This window comes from Burkholderia sp. AU45274, assembly GCF_030482505.1.
Lineage (GTDB): Bacteria > Pseudomonadota > Gammaproteobacteria > Burkholderiales > Burkholderiaceae > Burkholderia.
The window spans coordinates 121,086-142,071 of record NZ_JAUJQE010000014.1 but is presented as its reverse complement, the minus strand read 5'-3'; the positions used below and the strand labels follow the sequence as shown (position 1 = coordinate 142,071).

At 68.4% G+C, this 20,986-nt stretch carries 23 protein-coding genes and 1 tRNA gene; 13 read left to right on the top strand and 11 right to left on the bottom strand.

Annotated elements, in window-relative coordinates; all coding sequences use genetic code 11:
* Nucleotides 1-190: 190 nt before the first annotated feature.
* Both trmB and QZM35_RS33735 read right to left on the bottom strand, forming a co-directional pair.
* Nucleotides 191-958: a tRNA (guanosine(46)-N7)-methyltransferase TrmB gene (gene trmB / locus QZM35_RS33740; RefSeq protein ID WP_089430717.1), complete on the bottom strand. Its 768-nt coding sequence runs from the start codon at nucleotides 956-958 to the stop codon at nucleotides 191-193.
* Between the two features lie 134 nt (nucleotides 959-1,092).
* A tRNA-Gly gene (locus QZM35_RS33735) sits at nucleotides 1,093-1,167 on the bottom strand.
* Nucleotides 1,168-1,462: 295 nt separating this feature from the next.
* Here QZM35_RS33735 and QZM35_RS33730 point away from each other — a divergent pair.
* From QZM35_RS33730 to QZM35_RS33720, 3 genes are all read left to right on the top strand, one after another.
* Nucleotides 1,463-1,807: a cupin domain-containing protein gene (locus tag QZM35_RS33730; RefSeq protein WP_006752094.1), complete on the top strand. Its 345-nt coding sequence runs from the start codon at nucleotides 1,463-1,465 to the stop codon at nucleotides 1,805-1,807.
* A 341-nt stretch (nucleotides 1,808-2,148) separates the two neighbouring features.
* On the top strand, nucleotides 2,149-2,613 hold the full coding sequence (locus tag QZM35_RS33725) for a hypothetical protein (protein WP_089430721.1): 465 nt from the start codon (nucleotides 2,149-2,151) through the stop codon (nucleotides 2,611-2,613).
* A gap of 116 nt (nucleotides 2,614-2,729) precedes the next feature.
* A complete protein-coding gene (locus tag QZM35_RS33720; RefSeq protein ID WP_089430722.1) occupies nucleotides 2,730-3,890 on the top strand; it encodes a mandelate racemase/muconate lactonizing enzyme family protein in 1,161 nt (386 codons plus the stop codon).
* Here the strand turns inward: QZM35_RS33720 and QZM35_RS33715 are convergent.
* Together QZM35_RS33715 and QZM35_RS33710 are read right to left on the bottom strand one after the other, a co-directional pair.
* Nucleotides 3,876-4,520 carry a LysE/ArgO family amino acid transporter gene (locus QZM35_RS33715; RefSeq protein WP_301777569.1) on the bottom strand — a complete coding sequence of 215 codons (645 nt, stop codon included), beginning with the start codon at nucleotides 4,518-4,520 and terminating at the stop codon, nucleotides 3,876-3,878. The genes QZM35_RS33720 and QZM35_RS33715 overlap by 15 nt on opposite strands.
* A 55-nt stretch (nucleotides 4,521-4,575) precedes the next feature.
* A complete protein-coding gene (locus QZM35_RS33710) occupies nucleotides 4,576-5,508 on the bottom strand; it encodes a LysR substrate-binding domain-containing protein (RefSeq protein WP_089430724.1) in 933 nt (310 codons plus the stop codon).
* A gap of 169 nt (nucleotides 5,509-5,677) precedes the next feature.
* On the opposite strand from QZM35_RS33710, the gene QZM35_RS33705 reads away from it, so the two are divergent.
* The 3 genes from QZM35_RS33705 (at nucleotide 5,678) to scpB (ending at nucleotide 9,091) form a co-directional block, all read left to right on the top strand.
* On the top strand, nucleotides 5,678-7,000 hold the full coding sequence (locus QZM35_RS33705; RefSeq protein ID WP_301777568.1) for an MFS transporter: 1,323 nt from the start codon (nucleotides 5,678-5,680) through the stop codon (nucleotides 6,998-7,000).
* A 61-nt stretch (nucleotides 7,001-7,061) separates the two neighbouring features.
* Complete coding sequence (locus tag QZM35_RS33700) at nucleotides 7,062-8,285, top strand: CaiB/BaiF CoA-transferase family protein (protein ID WP_301777567.1); 1,224 nt, start codon at nucleotides 7,062-7,064, stop codon at nucleotides 8,283-8,285.
* Nucleotides 8,282-9,091: a methylmalonyl-CoA decarboxylase gene (gene scpB, locus QZM35_RS33695; RefSeq protein ID WP_301777566.1), complete on the top strand. Its 810-nt coding sequence runs from the start codon at nucleotides 8,282-8,284 to the stop codon at nucleotides 9,089-9,091. Before QZM35_RS33700 ends, scpB begins: the two co-directional genes overlap by 4 nt.
* Nucleotides 9,092-9,210: 119 nt before the next feature.
* Here scpB and QZM35_RS33690 read toward each other — a convergent pair whose 3' ends face one another.
* The 3 genes from QZM35_RS33690 to QZM35_RS33680 form a co-directional block, all read right to left on the bottom strand.
* Entirely contained in the window at nucleotides 9,211-9,750 is a 540-nt protein-coding gene (locus tag QZM35_RS33690) for a chromate transporter (RefSeq protein ID WP_089430726.1), read from the bottom strand.
* Nucleotides 9,747-10,358 carry a chromate transporter gene (locus QZM35_RS33685; RefSeq protein WP_089430727.1) on the bottom strand — a complete coding sequence of 204 codons (612 nt, stop codon included), beginning with the start codon at nucleotides 10,356-10,358 and terminating at the stop codon, nucleotides 9,747-9,749. Before QZM35_RS33685 ends, QZM35_RS33690 begins: the two co-directional genes overlap by 4 nt.
* A 226-nt stretch (nucleotides 10,359-10,584) precedes the next feature.
* Complete coding sequence (locus QZM35_RS33680; RefSeq protein WP_174973466.1) at nucleotides 10,585-11,340, bottom strand: DeoR/GlpR family DNA-binding transcription regulator; 756 nt, start codon at nucleotides 11,338-11,340, stop codon at nucleotides 10,585-10,587.
* Nucleotides 11,341-11,421: 81 nt separating this feature from the next.
* Between QZM35_RS33680 and QZM35_RS33675 the strand changes: the two genes are divergently transcribed.
* From QZM35_RS33675 to QZM35_RS33655, 5 genes are all read left to right on the top strand, one after another.
* Nucleotides 11,422-12,021: an NUDIX domain-containing protein gene (locus QZM35_RS33675; RefSeq protein WP_089424708.1), complete on the top strand. Its 600-nt coding sequence runs from the start codon at nucleotides 11,422-11,424 to the stop codon at nucleotides 12,019-12,021.
* On the top strand, nucleotides 12,018-12,398 hold the full coding sequence (locus QZM35_RS33670) for a DUF4406 domain-containing protein (RefSeq protein WP_089424709.1): 381 nt from the start codon (nucleotides 12,018-12,020) through the stop codon (nucleotides 12,396-12,398). The genes QZM35_RS33675 and QZM35_RS33670 overlap by 4 nt, the downstream gene beginning before the upstream one ends.
* A gap of 184 nt (nucleotides 12,399-12,582) precedes the next feature.
* Nucleotides 12,583-13,449: a Sir2 family NAD-dependent protein deacetylase gene (locus QZM35_RS33665; protein ID WP_301777565.1), complete on the top strand. Its 867-nt coding sequence runs from the start codon at nucleotides 12,583-12,585 to the stop codon at nucleotides 13,447-13,449.
* A 211-nt stretch (nucleotides 13,450-13,660) separates the two neighbouring features.
* Nucleotides 13,661-14,047 (top strand): fluoride efflux transporter CrcB, encoded by a 387-nt coding sequence (gene crcB, locus QZM35_RS33660; protein WP_011351225.1) that lies wholly within the window; start codon nucleotides 13,661-13,663, stop codon nucleotides 14,045-14,047.
* 23 nt (nucleotides 14,048-14,070) lie between these two features.
* Complete coding sequence (locus QZM35_RS33655) at nucleotides 14,071-14,421, top strand: DUF190 domain-containing protein (protein ID WP_089431365.1); 351 nt, start codon at nucleotides 14,071-14,073, stop codon at nucleotides 14,419-14,421.
* Between the two features lie 15 nt (nucleotides 14,422-14,436).
* Here the strand turns inward: QZM35_RS33655 and QZM35_RS33650 are convergent, their stop codons facing one another.
* The gene (locus tag QZM35_RS33650) at nucleotides 14,437-15,000 is read right to left on the bottom strand and encodes a YggT family protein (RefSeq protein ID WP_089425861.1); all 564 of its coding nucleotides are present in this window, start codon (nucleotides 14,998-15,000) and stop codon (nucleotides 14,437-14,439) included.
* 71 nt (nucleotides 15,001-15,071) lie between these two features.
* Nucleotides 15,072-16,001, bottom strand: a complete 930-nt coding sequence (locus QZM35_RS33645) for a Rossmann-like and DUF2520 domain-containing protein (protein WP_089424711.1) — start codon at nucleotides 15,999-16,001, stop codon at nucleotides 15,072-15,074.
* Nucleotides 16,002-16,518: 517 nt separating this feature from the next.
* On the opposite strand from QZM35_RS33645, the gene QZM35_RS33640 reads away from it, so the two are divergent.
* Nucleotides 16,519-16,821 (top strand): hypothetical protein, encoded by a 303-nt coding sequence (locus QZM35_RS33640; RefSeq protein ID WP_021157078.1) that lies wholly within the window; start codon nucleotides 16,519-16,521, stop codon nucleotides 16,819-16,821.
* 112 nt (nucleotides 16,822-16,933) lie between these two features.
* Here the strand turns inward: QZM35_RS33640 and QZM35_RS33635 are convergent, their stop codons facing one another.
* Nucleotides 16,934-17,602: a LysE family translocator gene (locus tag QZM35_RS33635; protein ID WP_089430730.1), complete on the bottom strand. Its 669-nt coding sequence runs from the start codon at nucleotides 17,600-17,602 to the stop codon at nucleotides 16,934-16,936.
* A 58-nt stretch (nucleotides 17,603-17,660) separates the two neighbouring features.
* Nucleotides 17,661-19,217, bottom strand: a complete 1,557-nt coding sequence (locus QZM35_RS33630; RefSeq protein ID WP_089472310.1) for a UbiD family decarboxylase — start codon at nucleotides 19,215-19,217, stop codon at nucleotides 17,661-17,663.
* A 596-nt stretch (nucleotides 19,218-19,813) separates the two neighbouring features.
* Between QZM35_RS33630 and QZM35_RS33625 the strand changes: the two genes are divergently transcribed.
* A complete protein-coding gene (locus QZM35_RS33625) occupies nucleotides 19,814-20,926 on the top strand; it encodes a transglycosylase SLT domain-containing protein (protein ID WP_089424715.1) in 1,113 nt (370 codons plus the stop codon).
* The last annotated feature ends 60 nt before the right edge of the window (nucleotides 20,927-20,986 follow it).

Below are 20,986 nucleotides of genomic sequence, written 5' to 3'. Positions count from 1 at the left end.
TCTCACGGAACCCAGCGTGGCCGGACTCGTACTCCTCTGCAATGGATACCTTGAACTGCTCCGTGTACTTGCTCATGAAAAACACCCCAAAGGTTGGATCGATGTCCAACTTTTGGGGTGCAGTTCATAGGCCGGTCGGGCTTTTTCTTGTCCGGAGCAGGGCGGCGTGCGCCCGACTCCGCGGGAGGGCTCAGCCTGCGCGCTTGCGGAACACCAGGTCCCACACGCCGTGGCCGAGCCGCAGCCCGCGCCGTTCGAACTTCGTCACCGGGCGGTAGTCGGGGCGCGGCGCGTAGTCGGAGGCCGTGTTTTCGAGCGTCGGCTCCGCGCCGAGCACGTCGAGCATCTGTTCCGCGTAGTTCTGCCAGTCGGTCGCGCAGTGAATGTACGCGCCGGGCTTCAGGCGCGACGCGAGATGCGCGACGAGCGGCGGCTGGATCAGCCGGCGCTTGTGGTGGCGCGCCTTGTGCCATGGGTCGGGGAAGAAGATGTGCACGCCGTCGAGGCTTTCCGGCGCGAGCATGTGCTCGAGCACTTCGACCGCGTCGTGCTGGATGATGCGGATGTTCGTCAGATCCTGCTCGCCGATCAGCTTCAGCAGCGCGCCGACGCCCGGTTCGTGCACCTCGACGCCGAGGAAGTCGTCGCCGGGGCGGTTCGCGGCGATTTCCGCAGTCGATGCGCCCATGCCGAAGCCGATCTCGAGGATGCGCGGTGCGCTGCGGCCGAACACCGCGTTCCAGTCGGGCAGTTCCGGCGCATACGGCACCACGAAGCGCGGGCCGAGTTCGTCCATCGCGCGGCGCTGGCCGGTCGACACGCGGCCGGCGCGCGTCACGAAGCTGCGGATGCGGCGGTGGTGCAGCGGATTGACTGCGTCGGCGCCTTCGGCGGCTTCATCGGGAATCGCGTCGTCGTGCGGCGGCAGGCCGGCTTCGTTCGGATCGTCGTGCATCATCGGTGACAGAGAAAGGCTCGGTTGCGGGCGAGGGCCCGTTGCGCGCAGCAGTGCGCCGGGGGAACCGGCACATGGTACAAAAAAGCCGCCTTCGACGAGGCGGCTCATGCGCAGGCTGCGATGCAGCCGGAAAGTGGAGCGGGCGATGGGAATCGAACCCACGTCATCAGCTTGGGAAGCTGAGGTAATGGCCATTATACGACGCCCGCAGAACGCGCAATTCTACAGGGTTTGGCCGAGATGTGGCAAGTGGGCTGTTTTGGGCGGTGGCTTCAAGGCCCGCACGACGCGAGGGAGGTGCGGTGGCGCTGCCGGAAATGGTCGTCAAAAAGGATCGGCTGGAAGCGGTTCGTCGGTGCAACGCGGAGCCGAACGAACGGCGGCGCACCCGCCCGCAGGCCGTTGTCGAAAATAGACGAGTCCGCGTCGGAAGCATACAAGTCCCCGCGAAGCTTTCGAACTAACGTGACAGGCCTCTTACACGATCGTTAGTCTGGAGCCGACATGTCCGATTTCATCACCGTTCTGCGCGAAACCTGCCCGACCCCGGTCCTCGATGCGACCAAGTGGAAGCGTATCGGCGGCGATCCGCACACCGTGAACCTGAACGCCTACCTCTCGAAGGACGGCAGCAAGATCATGGGGACCTGGATCTGCACGCCGGGCAAGTTCGAGGTGAACTACGAAAAATGGGAGTACTGCCACTTTCTCGACGGCTACTGCATCATCACGCCGGAAGGCGAGGAGGCGGTGCACCTGAAGGCCGGCGACGTGTTCGTGATCGAACCCGGCATGAAAGGCACGTGGGAAGTGGTGGAAACGGTGCGCAAGTACTTCGTCTTTGCCTGAGCGGGCCGGTCGACCCGATCGACGCGTCCCTGCGTCGCTCGATCCCTTCCCGGTTCCTGGGGCCGGGAGGGCAAGCGGAGGATTCCGGCTCAATAGAACGCGTTCCGGTTCGGAAACAGCTCGCCGAGCATGACCGCGTTTCTTTCAGCGAGGCTGAGCACGCGCACATATCAAGCGTCGCTCCCGAAAGGGCCGGAAGTGCCGAGTGTGCCGATTGCATGGCCCGACGTCGCGCCCGGTGCGGCCGCCGGAAACCCATTGCCACCCGCCCGCGCCATTGCGCGGCGCCGGTGTTAATCTTTTGCCCATCCCGCTGCCGCCCCCGACCCCAAAGGCCTCCCATGGAAAGCTGGACGATCGGCATCCTGCTCGGCATGACCACGATCCTCGTGCACACCGCGGCGATGGTCGGCCTGGCGGTCGTCGCGCGCCGGCTCCGCGAAGCGCTCGACGTGCGCCGCGACGACATCCACCAACAATTGCGCCAGGTGACGGGCATCATCGCGCTGATCTGCATCGCGCTCGGGCTGCTGCATACGCTGGAGGCGATCGCGTGGGGCGCGACGCTCGTGCAGGTCGGTGCGATCGGTTCATTCAGCGATGCGCTGTTCTTCTCGATCGACGCGATGTCGACGCGGGGCGCGTCAGGCATCGTGCCCGCCGCGAACTGGCGAATGCTCGGCGCGATCGAATCGTCGTGCGGCGTGCTGCTGTTCGGGATGTCGACCGCGTTCATCTTCGCCGTGATCCAGGCCGACTTCTCGGCGATCACGCAGCGGCTGCAGCACGATCGTCCGCCCCGGTAGCGCACGCCTGCAGCCTGCGGCGACAGCGCCTATGATGCAGCGGTCCGCCCACTGTTACGGCCGCATCGCGTACGTCGTTTGCCAGCGTCTCGGCTGCCACCTTCGGAACCCCGACCATGCGCATCACCGCGATCCACGAACAAGCGATTCCCGTGTCCCGCTATGCCGACCCGGCGATCCCGTCCGGCGGCCTGACGACGAGCGTTGTCGCGGTCATCACCGACGTCGTGCGCGATGGCCGCCCGGTGACAGGCTGCGGCTACGCGTCGATCGGCCGTTTCGCGCAGGGCGGCCTGATTCGCGAACGGTTCGCGCCGCGTCTGCTGGCCGCCGCCGACTCACTCGCCGACGAAGCCGGCACGAACCTCGACCCGTTCCGCGCATGGCGCGCGATGATGGCCGGCGAGAAGCCGGGTGGGCACGGTGAACGGTGTGTCGCAGTCGGCACGCTCGACATGGCGATCTGGGATGCCGCCGCGAAGATCGCCGATGTGCCGCTCGCTCGCTTTCTCGCCGACCGACTTGAACGGACGGCCGCACCACGCGTGCGTGTGTACGCCGGCGGCGGCTACCGCTATCCGCATGACGATCTCGCGCGTCTGTCGGACGAAATGCGCCGCATTGCCGATCTCGGCTACACGCACGCGAAGATCAAGATCGGCGGCGCGGATCTCGATCAGGACCGCAGGCGCATCGAAGCAGCCGCAAGGCAATTAGCGGACAGTTCGCATCTCGCGGTCGACGCGATGAACACGTACGACGCGACGACCGTCGGCGCGGCCGCCGCGATGCTCGCGCCGTTCGATCTCTGGTGGTTCGAGGATATCTGCGATCCGCTCGACCTGCCGCTCCAGGCGGACATCGCCACGCGCTACGCACCGCCGATCGCGGCCGGCGAGGCGCTGTTCTCGCTCGCGGAAGCGAAGCTGCTCGACCGCTACGGCGGCCTGCGGCCCGAGCGCGACGTGCTCGTGTTCGATCCGGTGCATGGCTACGGGCTGCCGGGCTATCTGCAGATCGTCGAACACTTCGCATCGCGCGGCTGGCGGCGCGATGCGTTCTGGCCGCATGGCGGCCACCTGTTCTCGCTGCACGTCGTCGCGGCGCTCGGGCTCGGCGGTGCGGAAGTCAGTCCGTTCGCGTTTCATCCGTTCAGCGGACTGGCCGATGGCGCAAGCGTCGACGCCGGATACGCGCGCGTGCCGCAAGCGCCGGGCATCGGCTTCGAGCGGCATGCCGGCGCGCACGACGTGTTTCGCACGTTATCTGGCCGCTGACGCCCGCAGTGCATCGATCGCGAAACGCACCGCGAAGCCGAGCATCATCACCGCGACGAAGCAATCGAGCATGCGCCATGCGAGCGTGCGGGCGAACCACGCGCGGCATGCGCGTGCGCCATACGCGAGCATCAGGAACCACGCGAGCGAAGCCGTCATCGCGCCGATCGCAAACGGCGCGCGTGCGGCGGACGCGTGGCTCACGATCACGGTGCCGAGCAGCAGCACGGTGTCGATCCACGCATACGGATTGAGCAGCGAGACGGCGGCGGTCGCGAGTCCCGTGCGCGAGCGCGTGGATTCGCTGCCCGTGCCCGGACCGTCGACGTGCTCGGGCTGTCGTCGCCGGATCGCCGAGCGCAGCGCAAGCAGGCCATAGCCGGCGAGATACGCGATGCCGGCCCACAGCGCGGCCGATACCACGCCGGGATGTCGCGACAGCAACGACGACAATCCCTGCGCACCGAGCACGATCAGCAGTGCGTCGCTGCCTGCGCAGACGAGGGCGATGGAAAGCAGATGGGGGCTCGAGATCGAGCGCTTGATGACGAAAGCGTCTTTGGGGCCGACGGACGTGAACAGCGCGGCGCCAAGCAGCAGGCCTTCGGTGAAGGCAGAGGTGTCGAGCACGAGCGGGCCGACAACCTCTTAAGCTGAACCGGTGAGGGTTACGATGAACGAAACGTTAAGGGGCGCCCGGGGGCGTTGTCAATGCCCACTCGGGCCGCTGCCCGAGCGTGTCGAACAGCCGGACGATCTCCGCCTTCACCTTCTGCACCGCGTTGCTGACGAGCGCCGTATCGTGCCAGCACAGCGACAGGTCGCGCGCGAACAGCCGGTGCGCGACCGTCGACAGCTTGAGCTTGCGCTCCTCGATCTCGACGTGCGCGGCCGTCCACGGCAGGATCGTCACGCCGAGCTGCGCCATCACGGCCGCGAACAGCAGGCCGGTCGAGCTCGCCTCGAAGCTGATCTCGTACGACAGCCCGGCCTCGCGCATCGCCCAGTCGACGCGGTTGCGGATCGTGTTCGGCGCGCTCGGCAGCACGAGCGGCATCCGCGCGATCGCGTCGAGCGGCACGGGATCGTCCGGCACCGGGAACCCGGGCCACGTGATCAGGTACAGCGTTTCCGTCAGCAGCCGGTGAACCGCGATGCCGCGCGTGTCGACCGCGTCGACGACGATCGCGAGATCGAGCCGCGTGCGTTCGAGCAGCGTGTCGAGATCGGCGCTCGGCGCCTCGATCAGCTCCAGCATGATGCCGGGAAAGCGGTCGCGCACCGCGCGGGCGAGCGGGATGGCCAGCACGCGCGCGGTGCTCGACGGCATCCCGACCGTCACGCGGCCCTGCGGCGTGTCGGCATCGCGGCGCAGCAGCTCGCGCGTGCCGTCGGCCTGGCGCAGCAGCTCGAGCGCATGCTGGTACAGCGTGCGGCCGGCGGCGGTCGGCGCGACGCCGCGCACGCTGCGTTCGAGCAGCTGCATTCCGAGATCCTGTTCGAGATTGCGCATCTGCTGGCTGACCGCCGGCTGCGCGACATGCAGCGCCTCGCTCGCATGCGTGACGTTGCCGCATTCGACGACCTTCACGAAATAGCGCAACTGCCTCAAGTCCATCGTCGCCCCTCCCGATTCGAGCCATAAGCGAATCTGATCGAGCGAGATGAATATCATATTTTTCCCCGATCGATGGTGTTTCTATACTCGTCTCACAAAAGAGCCAGCCTGCCGGCCATCCCGGACCGGACGCGGCAAAAGCGCCGGCCCCGCCGGCAAGGAGACGAAGATGTTCAAGGCGATCGACGCGCCGGCGGCCGGCGCGAAGCCGCGGCGCACGCCGCTCACGCGCGAGCAGGTCAAGGGCTTCTGGGCCGTGTATGCGGGCTGGGTGCTCGACGGCGTGGATTCGGTGATCTACGCACTGGTGCTGATTCCGGCGCTGACCGAACTGCTGCCGGCATCCGGCATCGCGGCGACGCCCGCGAATCTCGGGATGTACGGCTCGATCCTGTTCGCGCTGTTCCTGATCGGCTGGGGGCTGTCGTTCATCTGGGGGCCGCTCGCGGACCGCTTCGGCCGTGTGCGGACGCTCGCCGCGAGCATCCTGATCTACTCGGTGTTCACCGGCGCGGCCGCGTTCGTGCACGACGTGTGGGCACTGGCCGCGTGCCGGCTGATCGCCGGGATCGGCGTCGGCGGCGAATGGGCGCTCGCGGGCACCTACGTCGCCGAAAGCTGGCCGGAAGACCGCCGCAAGATGGGTGCGGGCTATCTGCAGACGGGCTACTACTTCGGCTTCTTCATTGCGGCGTGCCTGAACTACACGATCGGCGCGACCTACGGGTGGCGCGCGATGTTCCTGTGCGGGCTCGCGCCCGCGCTGCTCGCGGTGTTCACCGTGATGCGCGTGAAGGAGCCCGGCCAGTGGCGCCGGCATGACGCACGCGACGGCGACGTGGCCGACGCACGGCGCGCCCATCCGCTGCGCGAGATCTTCGCGCCGGCCTTCCTGCGCCGCACGGTGACGAGCGCGAGCCTCGTCGGCGTCGCGATCGTCGGGCTGTGGGCCGGCTCCGTGTACGAGGCGAGCGCGGTCAGCACGCTGGCGGCGCGTGCGGGCATCGACCACATCGGCGCGATGCGGCTCGCATCGATCGGCGCGGCGATCCTGTCGTGCGCGACGATCGTCGGCTGCCTGGTGGCGCCGTGGCTGTCCGAACGGCTCGGCCGGCGCACGGCGCTCGGCGTGTATTTCGTGGGCATGGCCGCATCGATCGTGTTCGCGTTCGGCTGGGCGTTCTACCAGCCGAACGGGCTCGCGGCGTTCATGGTGTCGCTCGCGTTCCTCGGTTTCTTCGGCGGCAATTTCGCGATTTTCTCGCTGTGGCTGCCCGAGCAGTACCCGACGCGCGTACGAGCCACCGCGTTCGCGTTCAACGCGTCGGTCGGCCGTTTCATCGGCGCGGGCGTGAACTTCCTGCTCGGCGCCGCGATACACGGCTACGGATCGCTCGGCGTGCCGGTCGCATGGACCGCGGCCGTGTTCGGGCTCGGCATCCTGATCCTGCCGTTCGCGGTCGAAACGCGTCATCAGACATTGCCCGAATGAGCGGCACGCCGCCATCGTCCGCCAACACGCCACACCTCGTCATCAATATCAGGAGTCCGGAATGCAGGCATTACAAGGAATCAGGGTCGTCGATCTGAGCCGCGCGCTGTCGGGGCCGTTCTGCTCGATGGTGCTCGCCGATCTCGGCGCCGACGTGATCAAGGTCGAGTCGGGGCCGCACGGCGACATGAGCCGCGCATGGGGGCCGTTCGATCGCGGCGTGAGCACGTACTACCTGTCCTGCAACCGCAACAAGCGCGGCATCTGCGTGGATTTCCGGCAGCCGGCCGGCCTCGACGTCGTGCGTCGGCTGATCGCGCAGGCCGATGTCGTGATCGAGAATTTCAAGGCGGGCACGATGGACGCGATGGGGCTCGGCTATGCCGCGCTGAGTGCGCGCGATCCGCGGCTCGTGATGGGCAGCGTCACCGCGTTCGGCCCGCGCGGCCCGTTGCGTGACTGGCCGGGCTTCGACCAGATCGCGCAGGGCTATGCGGGGCTGATGAGCCTCACCGGTTTTCCCGACGGCGAGCCGACCCGCACGGGCACCGCGATCGGCGATCTCAGCTCGGGGATGTGGGTCGCGACCGGCGTGATGGCCGCGCTGTACGAGCGTGAGCGCACCGGGCGCGGGCAGCATGTCGGCACGTCGCTGCTCGAAAGCCTCGTTTCGCTGCTGAGCGTGCACGGGCAACGCTACCTGAGCCTCGGCGACGTGCCGCGGCGCACCGGCAATGCGCACGCGGTGATCGCGCCGTACGGCGTGTTCGAGACGGCCGACGGGCCGCTCAACCTCGCGCCGATCACGACCGACATGTGGCTGCGGCTGTGCCAGTTGCTGGACCTGCCCGAGCTGCCGAACGATCCGCGCTTCGCGACCAACGATGCGCGCGTCGCACACCGCGACGCACTGAAAGCGTTGCTCGAAAGCCGGCTGCGCACGCGCGGCAAGCGCGAATGGACGCAGCGTTTCGTCGAAGCCGGACTGCCGGCCGGGCCGATCAACACGCTCGACGAAGTGTTCGACGATCCGCAGCTCGCGCATTGCGGGCTGGTCGAGCCGGTCGCGCATCCGACGCTCGGCACGCTGCGCCAGGTCGTCACGCCGCTCGGCGGGATGGGCGACGAGATGCCGGCGCCGCGCACGCGTCATGCGCCGCCGCTGCTCGGCGAGCATACGGTCGACGTGCTGCGCGAAGCCGGCTACGGCGACGACGCAATCGACGCGCTGCTGGCCGAGCGCGCGATCTTCCAGGCGGAAGCGGTGGCGGAGGCCGTGCAATGAGCGACACGACGAAACACGAAGGGGCGTCGAACGTGACGGTCGACAGGGTCGGCGAGCGGATCGCGCGCGTGCGGTTCGCGAATCCGGCGCGACGGCATGCGCTCGATGCACCGTTGCTCGATGCACTCGTGGCGCACCTCGATGCACTGGCCGAACAGCGTCCGCCACCCGTCGTGATCCTGTCGAACGACGGCAACGGCGACGTGTGGAGCGCGGGGCACGACCTGCGCGAACTGGCCGACGATCGCGATCCGCTCGCCTACGGCAAGCCGCTCGAACGGGCGCTGCGGCGCGTGCGCACCTATCCGGGTGCGGTGATCGCGGCGGTGTCGGGTTCGGCGTGGGGCGGGGCGGTCGATCTCGTGATGAGCTGCGACCTGGTGGTCGCGGCGCGCGACGCGCGTTTCGCGATGACGCCCGCGAACATCGGCCTGCCGTATTCGACGAGCGGGCTGCTGCGCTTCTACGACAACCTGCCGATCCACGTGCTGAAGGAGATGTTCTTCTGCGCGCAGCCGCTCGATGCGGAGCGTGCCGCGCATCACGGGCTCGTGAACCGGCTGGCCGACGCGCGCGGCGTCGACGATGCGGCGCTCGACGTCGCGCGCACGATCGCCGCGAAGGCGCCGCTCGCGGTGTACGCTGTGAAGGAGCAGTTGCGCGTGCTGCAGGACGCGCGGCCGTTGCCGGCCGATGCGTTCGAACGGATTGCCGAGCTTCGCCGGCAAGCGTGCAAAGGCGCGGATTTCGACGAAGGGTTGCGTGCGTTTTCAGAACGTCGCGCGCCGGTGTTTCGCGGCGTCTAGGCGATGGGTTGTGCGAGCGGGGCGCGCGAGCGGTGAAAAGCATGCGGACGCGCGCGTGTCGTTGCGCAGGTATCGGTTGCGTCATGCGCGGCCGCCGTCGCGTGCCGCGTCGCCGCGCGTCACATGCCGAGCGCGTGCACGCCGACGAGCAACAGCGCGCCGATCGCGATCAGCAGCAGCGCGTGAATGCGCGTGTAAATCACGCACAGCGTCGACGCAACCGCGATTGCCCGTGCGGCCCAGCCGCCGTCGAGCGCCTGCAGCAGCACCCACACCGACGCGAGGATCATGCCCGCCGCGACCGGGCGCAGGCCGGCCTCGAGCGCGATCTGCCAGCGTGCGCCCTGGTGCCGCCGCCACAGATGCGCGACGCCGTAGATCAGGAACGCGGTCGGGCCGAACAGCGCGAGCGTCGCGATCACCGCGCCCCAGAAGCCGGCGACCTGCCAGCCGATCAACGTGGCCAGCAGCGAGCCGGGGCCCGGCGCCATCCGTGCGATCGCGAAGTCGTTCACGAATTGCGTGGCGCTCATCCAGTGATGCACGTCGACGACCTGCCGCTGGATGTCGGCGATGATCGCCTGTCCGCCGCCGATCGTCGCGATCGACAGCGGCGCGAACACGCCGAACAGCGCGGCGTAGCGTTGCAATGCGGTCATCGCGTGTCGCTCCCGGCCGGCGTTGCGGCCGCGCGGCGGTATTCGAGCGCGACGCTCAGCGTGCCGCCCACCAGCACGGTCCACACGAGCGGCCAGTGCAGCACGGCCACCGACACGAACGTGAGCGCCATTACCGCGAACGGCAACGTGCGGCGCGGCAATCGGCGCACGGCGGTGATCGCCATCGAGATCGACAGCCCGATCGCCGCGGCTGCCGCGCCGGCGAGCGCGACGTGCGTGAGCGGAAAGCGCGTGAGGGTCGAGAATGCGATGCCGAACAGCACGATCAGCACGGCGGGCGGCGCGATGATGCCGGTGAAGCCGGCCACCGCGCCGCGCCATCCGGCGAGCCGGTAGCCGATCCAGATCGCGAGGTTCTTCACGTTGACGCCCGGCAGCGCCTGCGACAGCGCGAGGCCGTTGAGGAACGCCTCCTCGTCGAGCCAGCGCCGCTCGTAGACGAAGTCGCGCATCATCCGCCCGCTGAGCCCGCCGCCGAAGCTGGTCAGGCCGATCTGCGAGAACGCGATGAACAGCGCGAGGACGCCGGGCGGCTGCGCGTCGCCTGCTGGCGGTGCAGGTGAAGTGGCGGAGGAGGGCGGCGGCATCGGTGGGCGGTGCGTGGCGGTTGGGCGGTCACCCATGTTAGCAAGCGGACCCTGTCAGCACGCTGACAGGGGCTCGGCGGCGATGTGATGAAAGCCTTCGGCCGAGTCGACAAGTGCATTCCGGTGCACTCAGTTCATCCATCGGCCCAGCACATCAGTACATCAAACATCAAGCATCAACGCATCAGCGCATCCCGCGCATTCGCGTGAACGCAACCCTTCGCCGCTACGCGCGCACGACCGTCACCCCGGCCGCCTCGATCGGCTTCGTCAGCGCGGCGTCGGTTTCCTTTTCGACCACGACGGTATGCGCCAGCGTGAGCTCGCCGATCACGAACTGCGACGCCGCGCGCAGCTTCGACTGCGACGCGAGCACGACCGTCTCGGCCGCGCGTTCGGCGAGCGCGCGCTTGATCGCCGCTTCCTCGAAATCGCCGGTGCTGAGCCCCGCGACCGGATGCACGCCCGTGACGCCCATGAAATACAGGTCCGCATGAATGCGCGCAATGCCCTCCATCGCCGCCGCGCCGACGGCCACGATCGAATGCTTGTAGAGCCGCCCGCCGATCAGGATCACGTCGATCGACGGATGCGCGGCGAGCGCCACCGCGACACTCGGGCTGTGCGTGACGATCGTCGCGCGCAGATCGGCCGGCAACTGGCTGACGAGCAGCGCCGAGGTCGTGCCGCCGTCGACGATCGCCACCTGGCCGGGTGCGATCATCTCCGCGGCCCGCCGCGCGATGCGCCGCTTCTCCGCCGTCTCGAGCGCCTCGCGCTGCGCGAACGGCGCAACGGCGGGCGACGCCGGCAGCGCACCGCCATGCACGCGCTGCAGCAGGCCTTCGGCCGAGAGCTCACGCAGGTCGCGGCGGACAGTATCTTCGGACACGCCGAATTGCGCGCTCAGTTCGACTGCCAGCACCTGGCCGTCGCGCGCGAGTGCGTCGAGGATCGCTTTCTTGCGTTGTGTCGTCAGCATCGTGGTTGCACGAATTTTCTTGAAGTTGCACGAATATGCACGCTACCATGGGCGCCGTCTTTTGTCGAACCGGAGGCTGGGATGGCTGCAACGCGAGACCGTGTCCGCATCGTCGAGACGACGGTGCTGTCCGATGACTGGTATGTGCTGAAGAAGGTGACGTTCGATTTCCTGCGCCGCGACGGAACGTGGCAGCGCCTGAGCCGCGAGACGTACGATCGCGGCCATGGCGCGACCATCCTGCTGCGCAATGCCGGGACGGGCGACGTGCTGCTGACGCGGCAGTTCCGGATGCCGGCGTTCGTCAGCGGGCACGACGGCATGCTGCTCGAGGCTGCTGCCGGCCTGCTCGACGACGCGACGCCCGAAGCGCGCATCCGCGCGGAGGCCGAAGAGGAGACCGGCTATCGCGTGCGCGGCGTGCGCAAGGTGTTCGAGGCATTCATGAGCCCCGGCTCGGTGACGGAGAAGCTGCATTTCTTCGTCGGCGAATACGATGCGTCGCTGCGCACCGGCGACGGCGGCGGCGTCGCGGAAGAGGGCGAGGATCTCGAGGTCGTCGAGATGCCGCTGCAGGCCGCGCTCGACGCGATCGAGCGCGGCGAGATCGTCGATGCGAAGACGATCATGCTGCTCCAGTACGTCGCGCTGCGGGAAACCGCCGGCGCGCGCACGGCATGACGCCGCTGCTCGTGCTGGTCGCCGGCCCCTATCGCAGCGGCACGGACGGCGACCCCGCTCGCATCGCCGCGAACCTGCACCGGCTGGAGGCGGCGGCGCTTGCCGTGTATCGCCGCGGACACGTGCCGATGATCGGCGAATGGGTTTCGCTGCCGCTCGCCGTTGCGGCCGGGTCGCGACAGGTCGGCGACGCGATCAGCGAGACGTTCCTGTATCCGGCCGCGCACCGGCTGCTGCGCCGCTGCGATGTGGTGCTGCGCATCGACGGCGCGTCGCGCGGGGCGGACACGGACGTCGGTCTTGCAAGACAGCTCGGCAAGCCGGTCTATTTCGCGGCCGACGACATTCCGGTCGCGCAGGACGATCCGGACAGCTGATCAGGCGGGGAGGCGGCCAGCCGGAGCGCCGCCGGCCGCCCTCGGTATCGGCCGGCTGACTGCATCACTCTGAGCCGGGCGAGCACCGGGTCAAGCCTTTGCATTGCGCATGCCGCGCCGCGCGCGAACCGGCGTATGATCGCGACGCCACCCGCGCACCGCCCGACGCTACCTCCGTCCCATCATGCCGCTTTCCGATTCCGCTGACGCCACCGCTGCTGCCGCGCAACTGCCCGCCGATCTCGTCGCTGCCGCCGTCGCCGCGCTCGCGCGCGCCGACGCCTTGCTCGTGACGGCCGGCGCCGGTATCGGCGTCGATTCCGGGCTGCCCGATTTTCGCGGCACGGACGGCTTCTGGCGTGCGTATCCGGCGCTGCGCCACGAGCGTTTCGAATTCCACGAGATCGCCTCGCCGCATGCATTCCGGGCACGCGCGCCGCTCGCGTGGGGCTTCTACGGGCACCGTCTGGCGCTTTACCGCGCGACGGAGCCGCATGCGGGCTTCGCGATCCTGCGCCGCTGGATCGACGCGATGCCGAACGGCGGCTTCGTGCTGACGAGCAACGTCGACGGCCAGTTCCAGAAAGCCGGCTTCGATCCGGCGCGGATCGTCGAGATCCACGGTTCGATCCACGCGATGCAGTGCCTGCGCCCCTGTTCGGACGACACATGGGAGGCGGCGCCGTTCGTGCCGGACGTCGACGAAGCCACCTGCCGCCTCGTCGGCGACATGCCGCGTTGTCCGCATTGCGGCGGCCTTGCGCGACCGAACATCCTGATGTTCGGTGACGCCGGCTGGCTCGGGGCGCGCTACGACGCGCAGGAGCGTGCGCTGGAAGACTGGCTCGCGCGGGCCGGGCGCGTCGCCGTAGTCGAGATCGGCGCGGGCACCGCGATCCCGACCGTGCGTCTGCTGAGCGAACGGCTCGGTGCCGACGTGATCCGCATCAACGCACGCGAAGCGCATGCGCGCCGGGCGGACGTGATCGGCCTGAAGGGCGGTGCGCTGGCGACGCTGAGCGTGCTCGACGCAGCCTGGCAACGCGCGTGAGCCTGCGGGCGCGCTCACGACCCGAACGCCCCGAACGGGCCGAACGGGCCGGCATCCCGCAGGCGGTCGCCGTTGCAGGTGCGCGGCGAATCCGCATACAGTTCAGCGTGTGCCGCCCGCGCACGCGCGATCGGCGTCCGGGAGCGGACCTCGCCCCGGGCAACCGGGGGCCGGCGGCTGACTCCAGCCGCATCTTCGACCGGGAGCGCCCTTGTTCTATTCGATCGTCGCGATCTTCGTCGGCGCCGGGCTCGGCGCGTTGCTGCGCTGGTTCCTGAGTCTCGCGCTCAACGAATTCTTTCCCGCCGTGCCGCTCGGCACGCTCGCCGCGAACCTGATCGGCGGCTATGTGATCGGTATTGCCGCCGTCGTGTTCACGACCCGCGTCGGGCTGCCGCCCGAGTGGCGGCTGTTCGTGATCACGGGCTTTCTCGGCGGCCTCACGACGTTCTCGACCTATTCGGTCGAAGTGATGACGCATGCGGTGCAGGGCGAATTCGGATGGGCGTTTGCGGTGGCTGCCCTACACTTGACTGGATCGTTCGCGCTGACGGCGCTCGGCATGTGGACCGCGCGCGCGTGGCTCGCGGCGGCCTGAGCGCGCCGCCATCGGAGGGTGCGATGGACAAGGTCTTCCTGCGCTTCTATGTGCACGAGAAGCACCGGCTGCACTGGAAGCCGCTGTGGGAATGGCTTCTGGAGGAAGCGAACCGGATGGGCGTCGCGGGCGGTTCCGCGTTTCGCGCGATGGCGGGGTTCGGCCAGCATCGCGTGCTGCACGAGGACCGCTTCTTCGAACTGCAGGGGTCGCTCGCGATCGAGATCGAATTCATCGTCACCGAGGACGAGGCGCAGCGCTTGCTCGAGCGGCTGTCGCACGAGAAGGTGCGCGTGTGCTACGCGATGATGCCGGCGCGCTTCGGCGTGATCGACACGCTCGGCGGACCGCCGGCGCAGGGGCCGGCGGCGTAGGGTGCGACGTTGGCGTCAGATGCCGAACATCGTCAGCGACACGGCGGCGCGCGTGACGACCATCAGCAGCACCTGCACGATCACGAACAGCAGGATCGGCGACAGGTCGATGCCGCCGAGGTTCGGGATGATGCGGCGCAGCGGGTTCAGGAACGGCGCGGTCAGCTGGTAGAGGATCGGCATCGCCGGCGAGCGCGGGTTGAGCCACGACAGCAGCGCCATCAGGATCGTCATCCAGATCACGAGATTGAGCGCCCACTTCACGACGGTGAGCAGCGCGACCACGACGAGCGTCGCGATCACCGCGGCCGGATCGAAGCCGGCCATCACGACCATCAGCACGACGTAGACGAGCGCGGTGAGCAGCGCGGCGACGACGCTGGCCCAGTCGATGCCGCGCACGCCCGCGATCACGCGGCGCAGCGGCAGCACGAGCCAGTTGGTCGCCTGCAGCACGGCCTGCGTGACGGGGTTGTACGGTGGCACGCGGACGGCCTGCATCCAGACGCGCAGGATCAGCGCGGCGCCGAACAGCGTGAAGACGGTATTGAGCAGAAAACGGGCGATCTCGCCGAACATCGTTGGCATCCTTTTTAGTCAGTAGCGTGCGGCCGCCAACGCCGGATGGCGGCGCATCGGCCGACACATTATCACGCCTCGTCTTGCGACGGGGAGGGGTGTGCGGCGGTGCGCGCGAGCGACGTTTCGACGGTTTCGGCGAGCGCCGGCAGCGATGCCGGCGGCGTGGCGCGCTGTGCCGCGAGCGCGATCGCGCGGCGTGTCAGCAGCGCGTACAGCGTCGCGTGATCGCCGCCGCGCGTTTCAAGCAGTGCCAACTGGCGTTCGACGATGCCCGTGTCGCCGCGCGACACCGGGCCGGAGAGCGCGTTCGCGAGCCCCTTGTCGCGGGCGGTCTCGATCGTGCCGGCCAGCATCGGCAGCAGTGCGCGCAGCGCGGCGTCCTCGTCGAAACCGAGGCCGCGCCACAGCTCGACCGCTTCCGCCAGCCCGCACAGCGCGAAGCTCGCCGCGTAGTGCGCGGCTGCGTGATAGAGCATCCGGCCGCCGGCCGGAATCGACAGCGGATGGCAGCCGAGTGCGGCAGCAAGTCGCAGCAGCGTCGCGTGCAACGCGCCGTCGGCTTCGATCGTGACCGAGCAGCCGTCGATGCGGGCGAGGTCGGCGTCGGTGCCGCCGAACAGGTAGAGCGGATGGAAGCCGCCGGTGGCCGCGCCTTGCCGCTTCGCCGGATCGAGCAGGGCGACCGCCGACGCGCCGCTGCAGTGAACGACGGCTTGCTGCGCGGCGCGCGACGTGTCGAAGCGCAGCGCGGCGGCGGCCGACGCGAGATGGTCGTCGGGCACGGTCAGGAAGATCAGGTCGGCGGCGTCGGCAACCTGCTGCGGCGTGTCGACCGCCTGGCAGCCGTCGATGCGCGCGGCGAGCGCCGCGGCCGACGCGGGCGTGCGGCTCGCGATCGCGACGACCGGAAAGCCGGCCCGCGCGAAGCGTTGCGAGACGCAGCGCGCGAGACGGCCGGCGCCGATAAAGCCGAGGCGGGGTGTGTCGGGAACGGACATGGCGGCGGATGTAAGCGAAAACGAAGCAACCGCCAGTATCGCAGGAATGACCGCGGGGCCGTGAAAGGGGGGCTTCTGCCCGGGACGTGACTTGGCTTATCGGTATGCGGCGCTATCTCGGCGCGAGTTTCACCGCCCGGCACCGCGGTCGATTCATGATCGGAGAATCCGACCCCGAAACATATCGCCCCCGTATCCGGCTTGAAATGTCGGCATCTTGTCTCAAATTTGTAATCGTTCATTACGGTTGCGTGCCCGCTGCGCGCGCCGTATCCGGTAAGACTGACCGGTCATGATGTTGCGACCCGATTCGTCGGACGGAGTCGCGCGACCGGCAAGGGGCGCCGCAGGCGCTGCGAGCCACGCCGCGCGGCGGCTCCGGCCACGTGCGATTGCAATTTGCAACAAATGCACGGTACGCGAGGAGCGGGTTTTCGCTACATTGCTTCCATGCGACGTGCACGCCCGCCGTTGCCGACAGGGGCGCATAAAATACCGCTCCAGCAGGAGAATCGAAGTGAAAAAGCTCATTCCGTTCATCGCCGCCGCCGCGCTGGGCCTGGGTGCCGCAAGCGCTGCGCAGGCTCACGTGTCGATCGGGGTCGGCATCGGTATCCCGGTCGCGCCCGCGTATCCCGTCTATGCACCGCCGCCGCCCGTGTACTACGCGCCGCCGCCTCCGCCCGTCTATTACGCACCGGCGCCGGCCTACTACGCGCCGCCGCCCGCCGTGGTCGTCGGCGGCTATGGTGGCTACTACGGTCGCCCGTACTGGCGTCACGGTTACGGCGGCTGGGGCCATCACGGCTGGCGTCGCTGATTCGTGCCGCGCGGCCTGGCCGCGCGTGGCAAAACGGCGCAACGTCCCGCAAGGGGCGCTGCGCCGTTTTTTCTTTGGACCCACCGCCAGACCTCGGTGAGGCCGACTTCGATTACACCGCGTGCACGATCAGGTCCCGGTACCCGCCGACGATCACGCTGTACGAGAAATACGCGAACAGCAGCGCCGACGCGACATGACACGCGCGCATCAGCCCGGCGCCCGCGCGCTTGCGGCCCTGGCTTGCGAGCGTGCACATGAAGAGCGTCCACGCCAGGCCGCCGAGGAAAAAGCCCGACAGGAACACCGACGCGGTGGCCGGCGTGGTCGCGCCGGCTTTCGCGATCAGCGCGCCGCCGACCGCCGCGAACCACAGGATCGCGCTTGGCGACGACATCGCGAGCAGCATCCCGCGCAGGAAGCTGCGCCGTGCGCTGGCGCGCGGCGGCGGCGTGTCCTCGGCATCGTCGCCGGCCGTCTTCGCCGGCGTGAGCGCTTCACGCGCCATCTTCCACGTGAGGAACAGCAGCACGGCGCCGCCGCCGATCCACACGATCCAGCGCACCGGCTCGAACTGCAGCAGCACGGCCATCCCGCCAAGCGCGAGTGCCGCATAGACGAGATCGCCGACGCACGAGCCGATGCCGAGCCAGAAGCCCGGCCGGAAGCCGTGCGACAGCGTCAGCGACAGCATCGCGACATTGACGAGGCCGATGTCGAGGCACAGCGACAGCGACAGAAAGAAGCCGTCGGACAGCATGGAGGCGGGCGGAAAGGTCATCTTCGATGTGCGTGTCGCGATGGCAGTCCACGGGCCGGCAGGCGCCGGCCGCGTGGCATCAGAGGCCGATCTCCTGCCAGAGCCGGTCGACGCGCGCCTTCACGGCCGCATCCATCTCGATCGGGCGACCCCATTCGCGGCTGGTCTCGCCGGGCCACTTGTTGGTCGCGTCGAGGCCCATCTTCGAACCGAGGCCGGCCACCGGCGACGCGAAATCGAGATAGTCGATCGGCGTGCTGTCGACCATCACGGTGTCGCGCACGGGGTCGACACGCGTCGTGATCGCCCAGATCACTTCCTTCCAGTCGCGGATGTTCACGTCTTCGTCGACGACCACGATGAACTTCGTATACATGAACTGCCGCAGGAAGCTCCACACGCCGAACATCACGCGCTTCGCGTGGCCCGCGTAGCTCTTCTTCATCTGGACGATCGCCATCCGGTAGCTGCAGCCTTCGGGCGGCAGGTAGAAGTCGGTGATCTCGGTGAACTGCTTCTGCAGCAGCGGCACGAACACCTCGTTGAGCGCGACGCCGAGCACGGCCGGCTCGTCAGGCGGCTTGCCCGTGTAGGTCGAGTGGTAGATCGCGTCGCGGCGCATCGTGATGCGCTCGACGGTGAACACCGGAAACCACTCCTGCTCGTTGTAATAGCCGGTGTGGTCGCCGTACGGGCCTTCGAGCGCGTGCTCGTACTTGGCGGACGCATTGCCGGCCGGGCGCGGCGGTGCGCCGGCCGGAGCCGGGGCAGGGCTGCCTTCCTGCGGATAAATGAAGCCCTCGAGCACGATCTCCGCGCGTGCGGGCACCTGCAGCGTGTCGACGCCGGGCGTCAGGCACTTCGCGAGCTCCGTGCGGCTGCCGCGCAGCAGGCCGGCGAACTGGTACTCGGACAGCGAGTCGGGCACGGGCGTCACCGCGCCGAGCGTCGTGGCCGGATCGGCGCCGAGCACGACCGCGACCGGGTACGGCTTGCCGGGGTTCTGCAGCGCGAATTCGCGGAAGTCGAGCGCGCCGCCGCGATGCGCGAGCCAGCGCATGATCAGCTTGTTGCGGCCGATCAGCTGCTGACGGTAAATCCCGAGATTCTGCCGCGACTTGTTCGGCCCGCGCGTGACCGTCAGCCCCCACGTGACGAGCGGCCCCGCATCGCCGGGCCAGCAGGTCTGGATCGGCAGCCGGTTCAGGTCGACGTCGGCGCCTTCCCAGACGATCTCCTGGCACGGCGGCGACGACACCGATTTCGGCGCCATGTCCCACACGGCCTTCGCGAGCGACAGCAGCTTGCCGGCGTCCTTCAGGCTCTTCGGCGGATCGGGTTCCTTCAATGCGGACAGCAGGCGCCCGAGATCGCGCAGCGAATCGAGCGCGGCGTCGTCGCCCGCATCCACGCCCATCCCGAGCGCGACGCGGCGCGGCGTGCCGAACAGGTTGCCGAGCACCGGGAAGTCGTAGCCGGTCGGCGCGTTGAACAGCAGCGCAGGGCCGCCGGCGCGCAGCACGCGGTCGCACAGCTCGGTCATTTCGAGCACGGGCGACACGGGCTGCGTGACGCGCCGCAGTTCGCCGAGCGCCTCGAGGCGCTGGATGAAATCGCGTAAGTCTTTGTATTTCATGAAGATGGTCCGGGCCACCCGCCAGGCGGGCAGCGATGGGTGGGCGCAGCGGCCGGCTGCGACCCCGAATCGACCGACGATTTTACCCGCGCGGCCGCATGGCCGCCCGGCGGAGAAAAAAGTCGACCGCGCGCAAACCCCCTACGGCACGGGGATTGCGTTCTGAAGAGTGCCATTAAATTACTTTTTGTTATAATTTCAAGGTTTTATAGTGTTGACGATCTATAAAACCCTGCTAGAATCCGCTCACATTGGCTGCAGGGTAAAAGGCTTCGAGCCGCCAATCACCGATCTTTGACGCAGCGCGTCACCGTCCGCCGAATCCTGCACGGCGTATCCGACGGCCTTAGTCGTAGTCTCAGCCAGCGCCACCAGACGCTGGTTTTTTGCGTGGGTGCCACCGCGTATGCCCGCCTCGCCCAGTGTGCGAAGGTGCCGGCCCTCTTACACCGTGGCCTCGAACGGTACTTATACCGTTTCCCCGATGCTTGCACGCCCCAACCAAAGCGTGCGGCGTCGTGATTCCGCGGCGCGTTACCTGTCTCGCCATCGAGCTGAGCGAGCCGCACGAGTCATGTTCATGGGAGATGATCTGAATGAACGCTTGGTTATCGTGGCGTCCTAGTGAGCAGCATGCGCAATTCGTGCGCAGCATGCTGCGTCGCGGGACGCGTGTCAGTCACCATCTATTCAGCGTTGTCGGCTGTCTCGCTGTCGCAGTGGCGCTTGCACTGTGGCTGCTGCCAACCGTCCGCGGCACGCTGGCCGCGAAGCTGATGCCGGTCGTATCCGCGGCCGTGCAAGCCGGCCCGGCCCGTCTGCTGACCGGCCATCCGCTGCCGAACTTCGCGCCCGCCGGCGCGCAGCCGCAGCAGGAAGAGAACAGTCCCGAAACGGACGCGCTTGCGGTCGGCCTCGACGTCGCACCGGAAGCCGCCGCCGCGCAGGGCGACGCGTCCGACCCGGCCCGCAACGGCCCGTCGCCCGTCGCGCTGGCGAAGCTGATCCCGACCCAGCGCGTGGCGGCCGATGCGCGTGACGACCGTGCGCTCGCATCGAATCGCGAACAGGCGCTCGTCGCGACCTACCTGTCGCGCCGTTACCGCGTCGCACAGGAGCCGCTCGGCCAGCTCGTCAAGGCTGCGTTCCAGACCGGCCGTGACGTCGGCCTCGATCCGCTGCTGCTGCTGTCCGTGATGGCGATCGAATCGGGCTTCAACCCGTACGCCGAGAGCGGCGTCGGTGCGAAGGGCCTGATGCAGGTCATGTCGAAGGTCCATTCCGACAAGTTCGAGTATTTCGGCGGCACCGATACCGCACTGCAGCCGCTCGCGAACCTCCAGGTCGGCGCGCTCGTGCTGAAGGATTGCATCGCACGTGGCGGCTCGCTTGCGAACGGGCTGCGCCTGTACAACGGCTCGACGAACCCGGACGACAACGGCTACGGTTCGAAGGTGATGGCCGAGCGCGGTCGCCTGCGTGACGTCGCGCGGGGTCGTAGCGTGCCGGTCAATGCGCCGCAGGCGCCGGCGAAGCCGATCGTCACGGCCGCCGCCGTGACGGCAGCCGCAGGCGGCGCGAAGCGCGTGCATGCGACGCTCGAAACGTCCGCGAAGTCGACGGCATCGAAGGAAGCCACGTCGCAGGACGACGCGAGCGTCGATACCGCGAAGCAGCCGCACGGCGATCGTTCGGAGCTTGGCGCGTAACTCACGCACGGCTCCAGCCGGCAGGATATGAAAAAGGCACCCGGATCGGGTGCCTTTTTG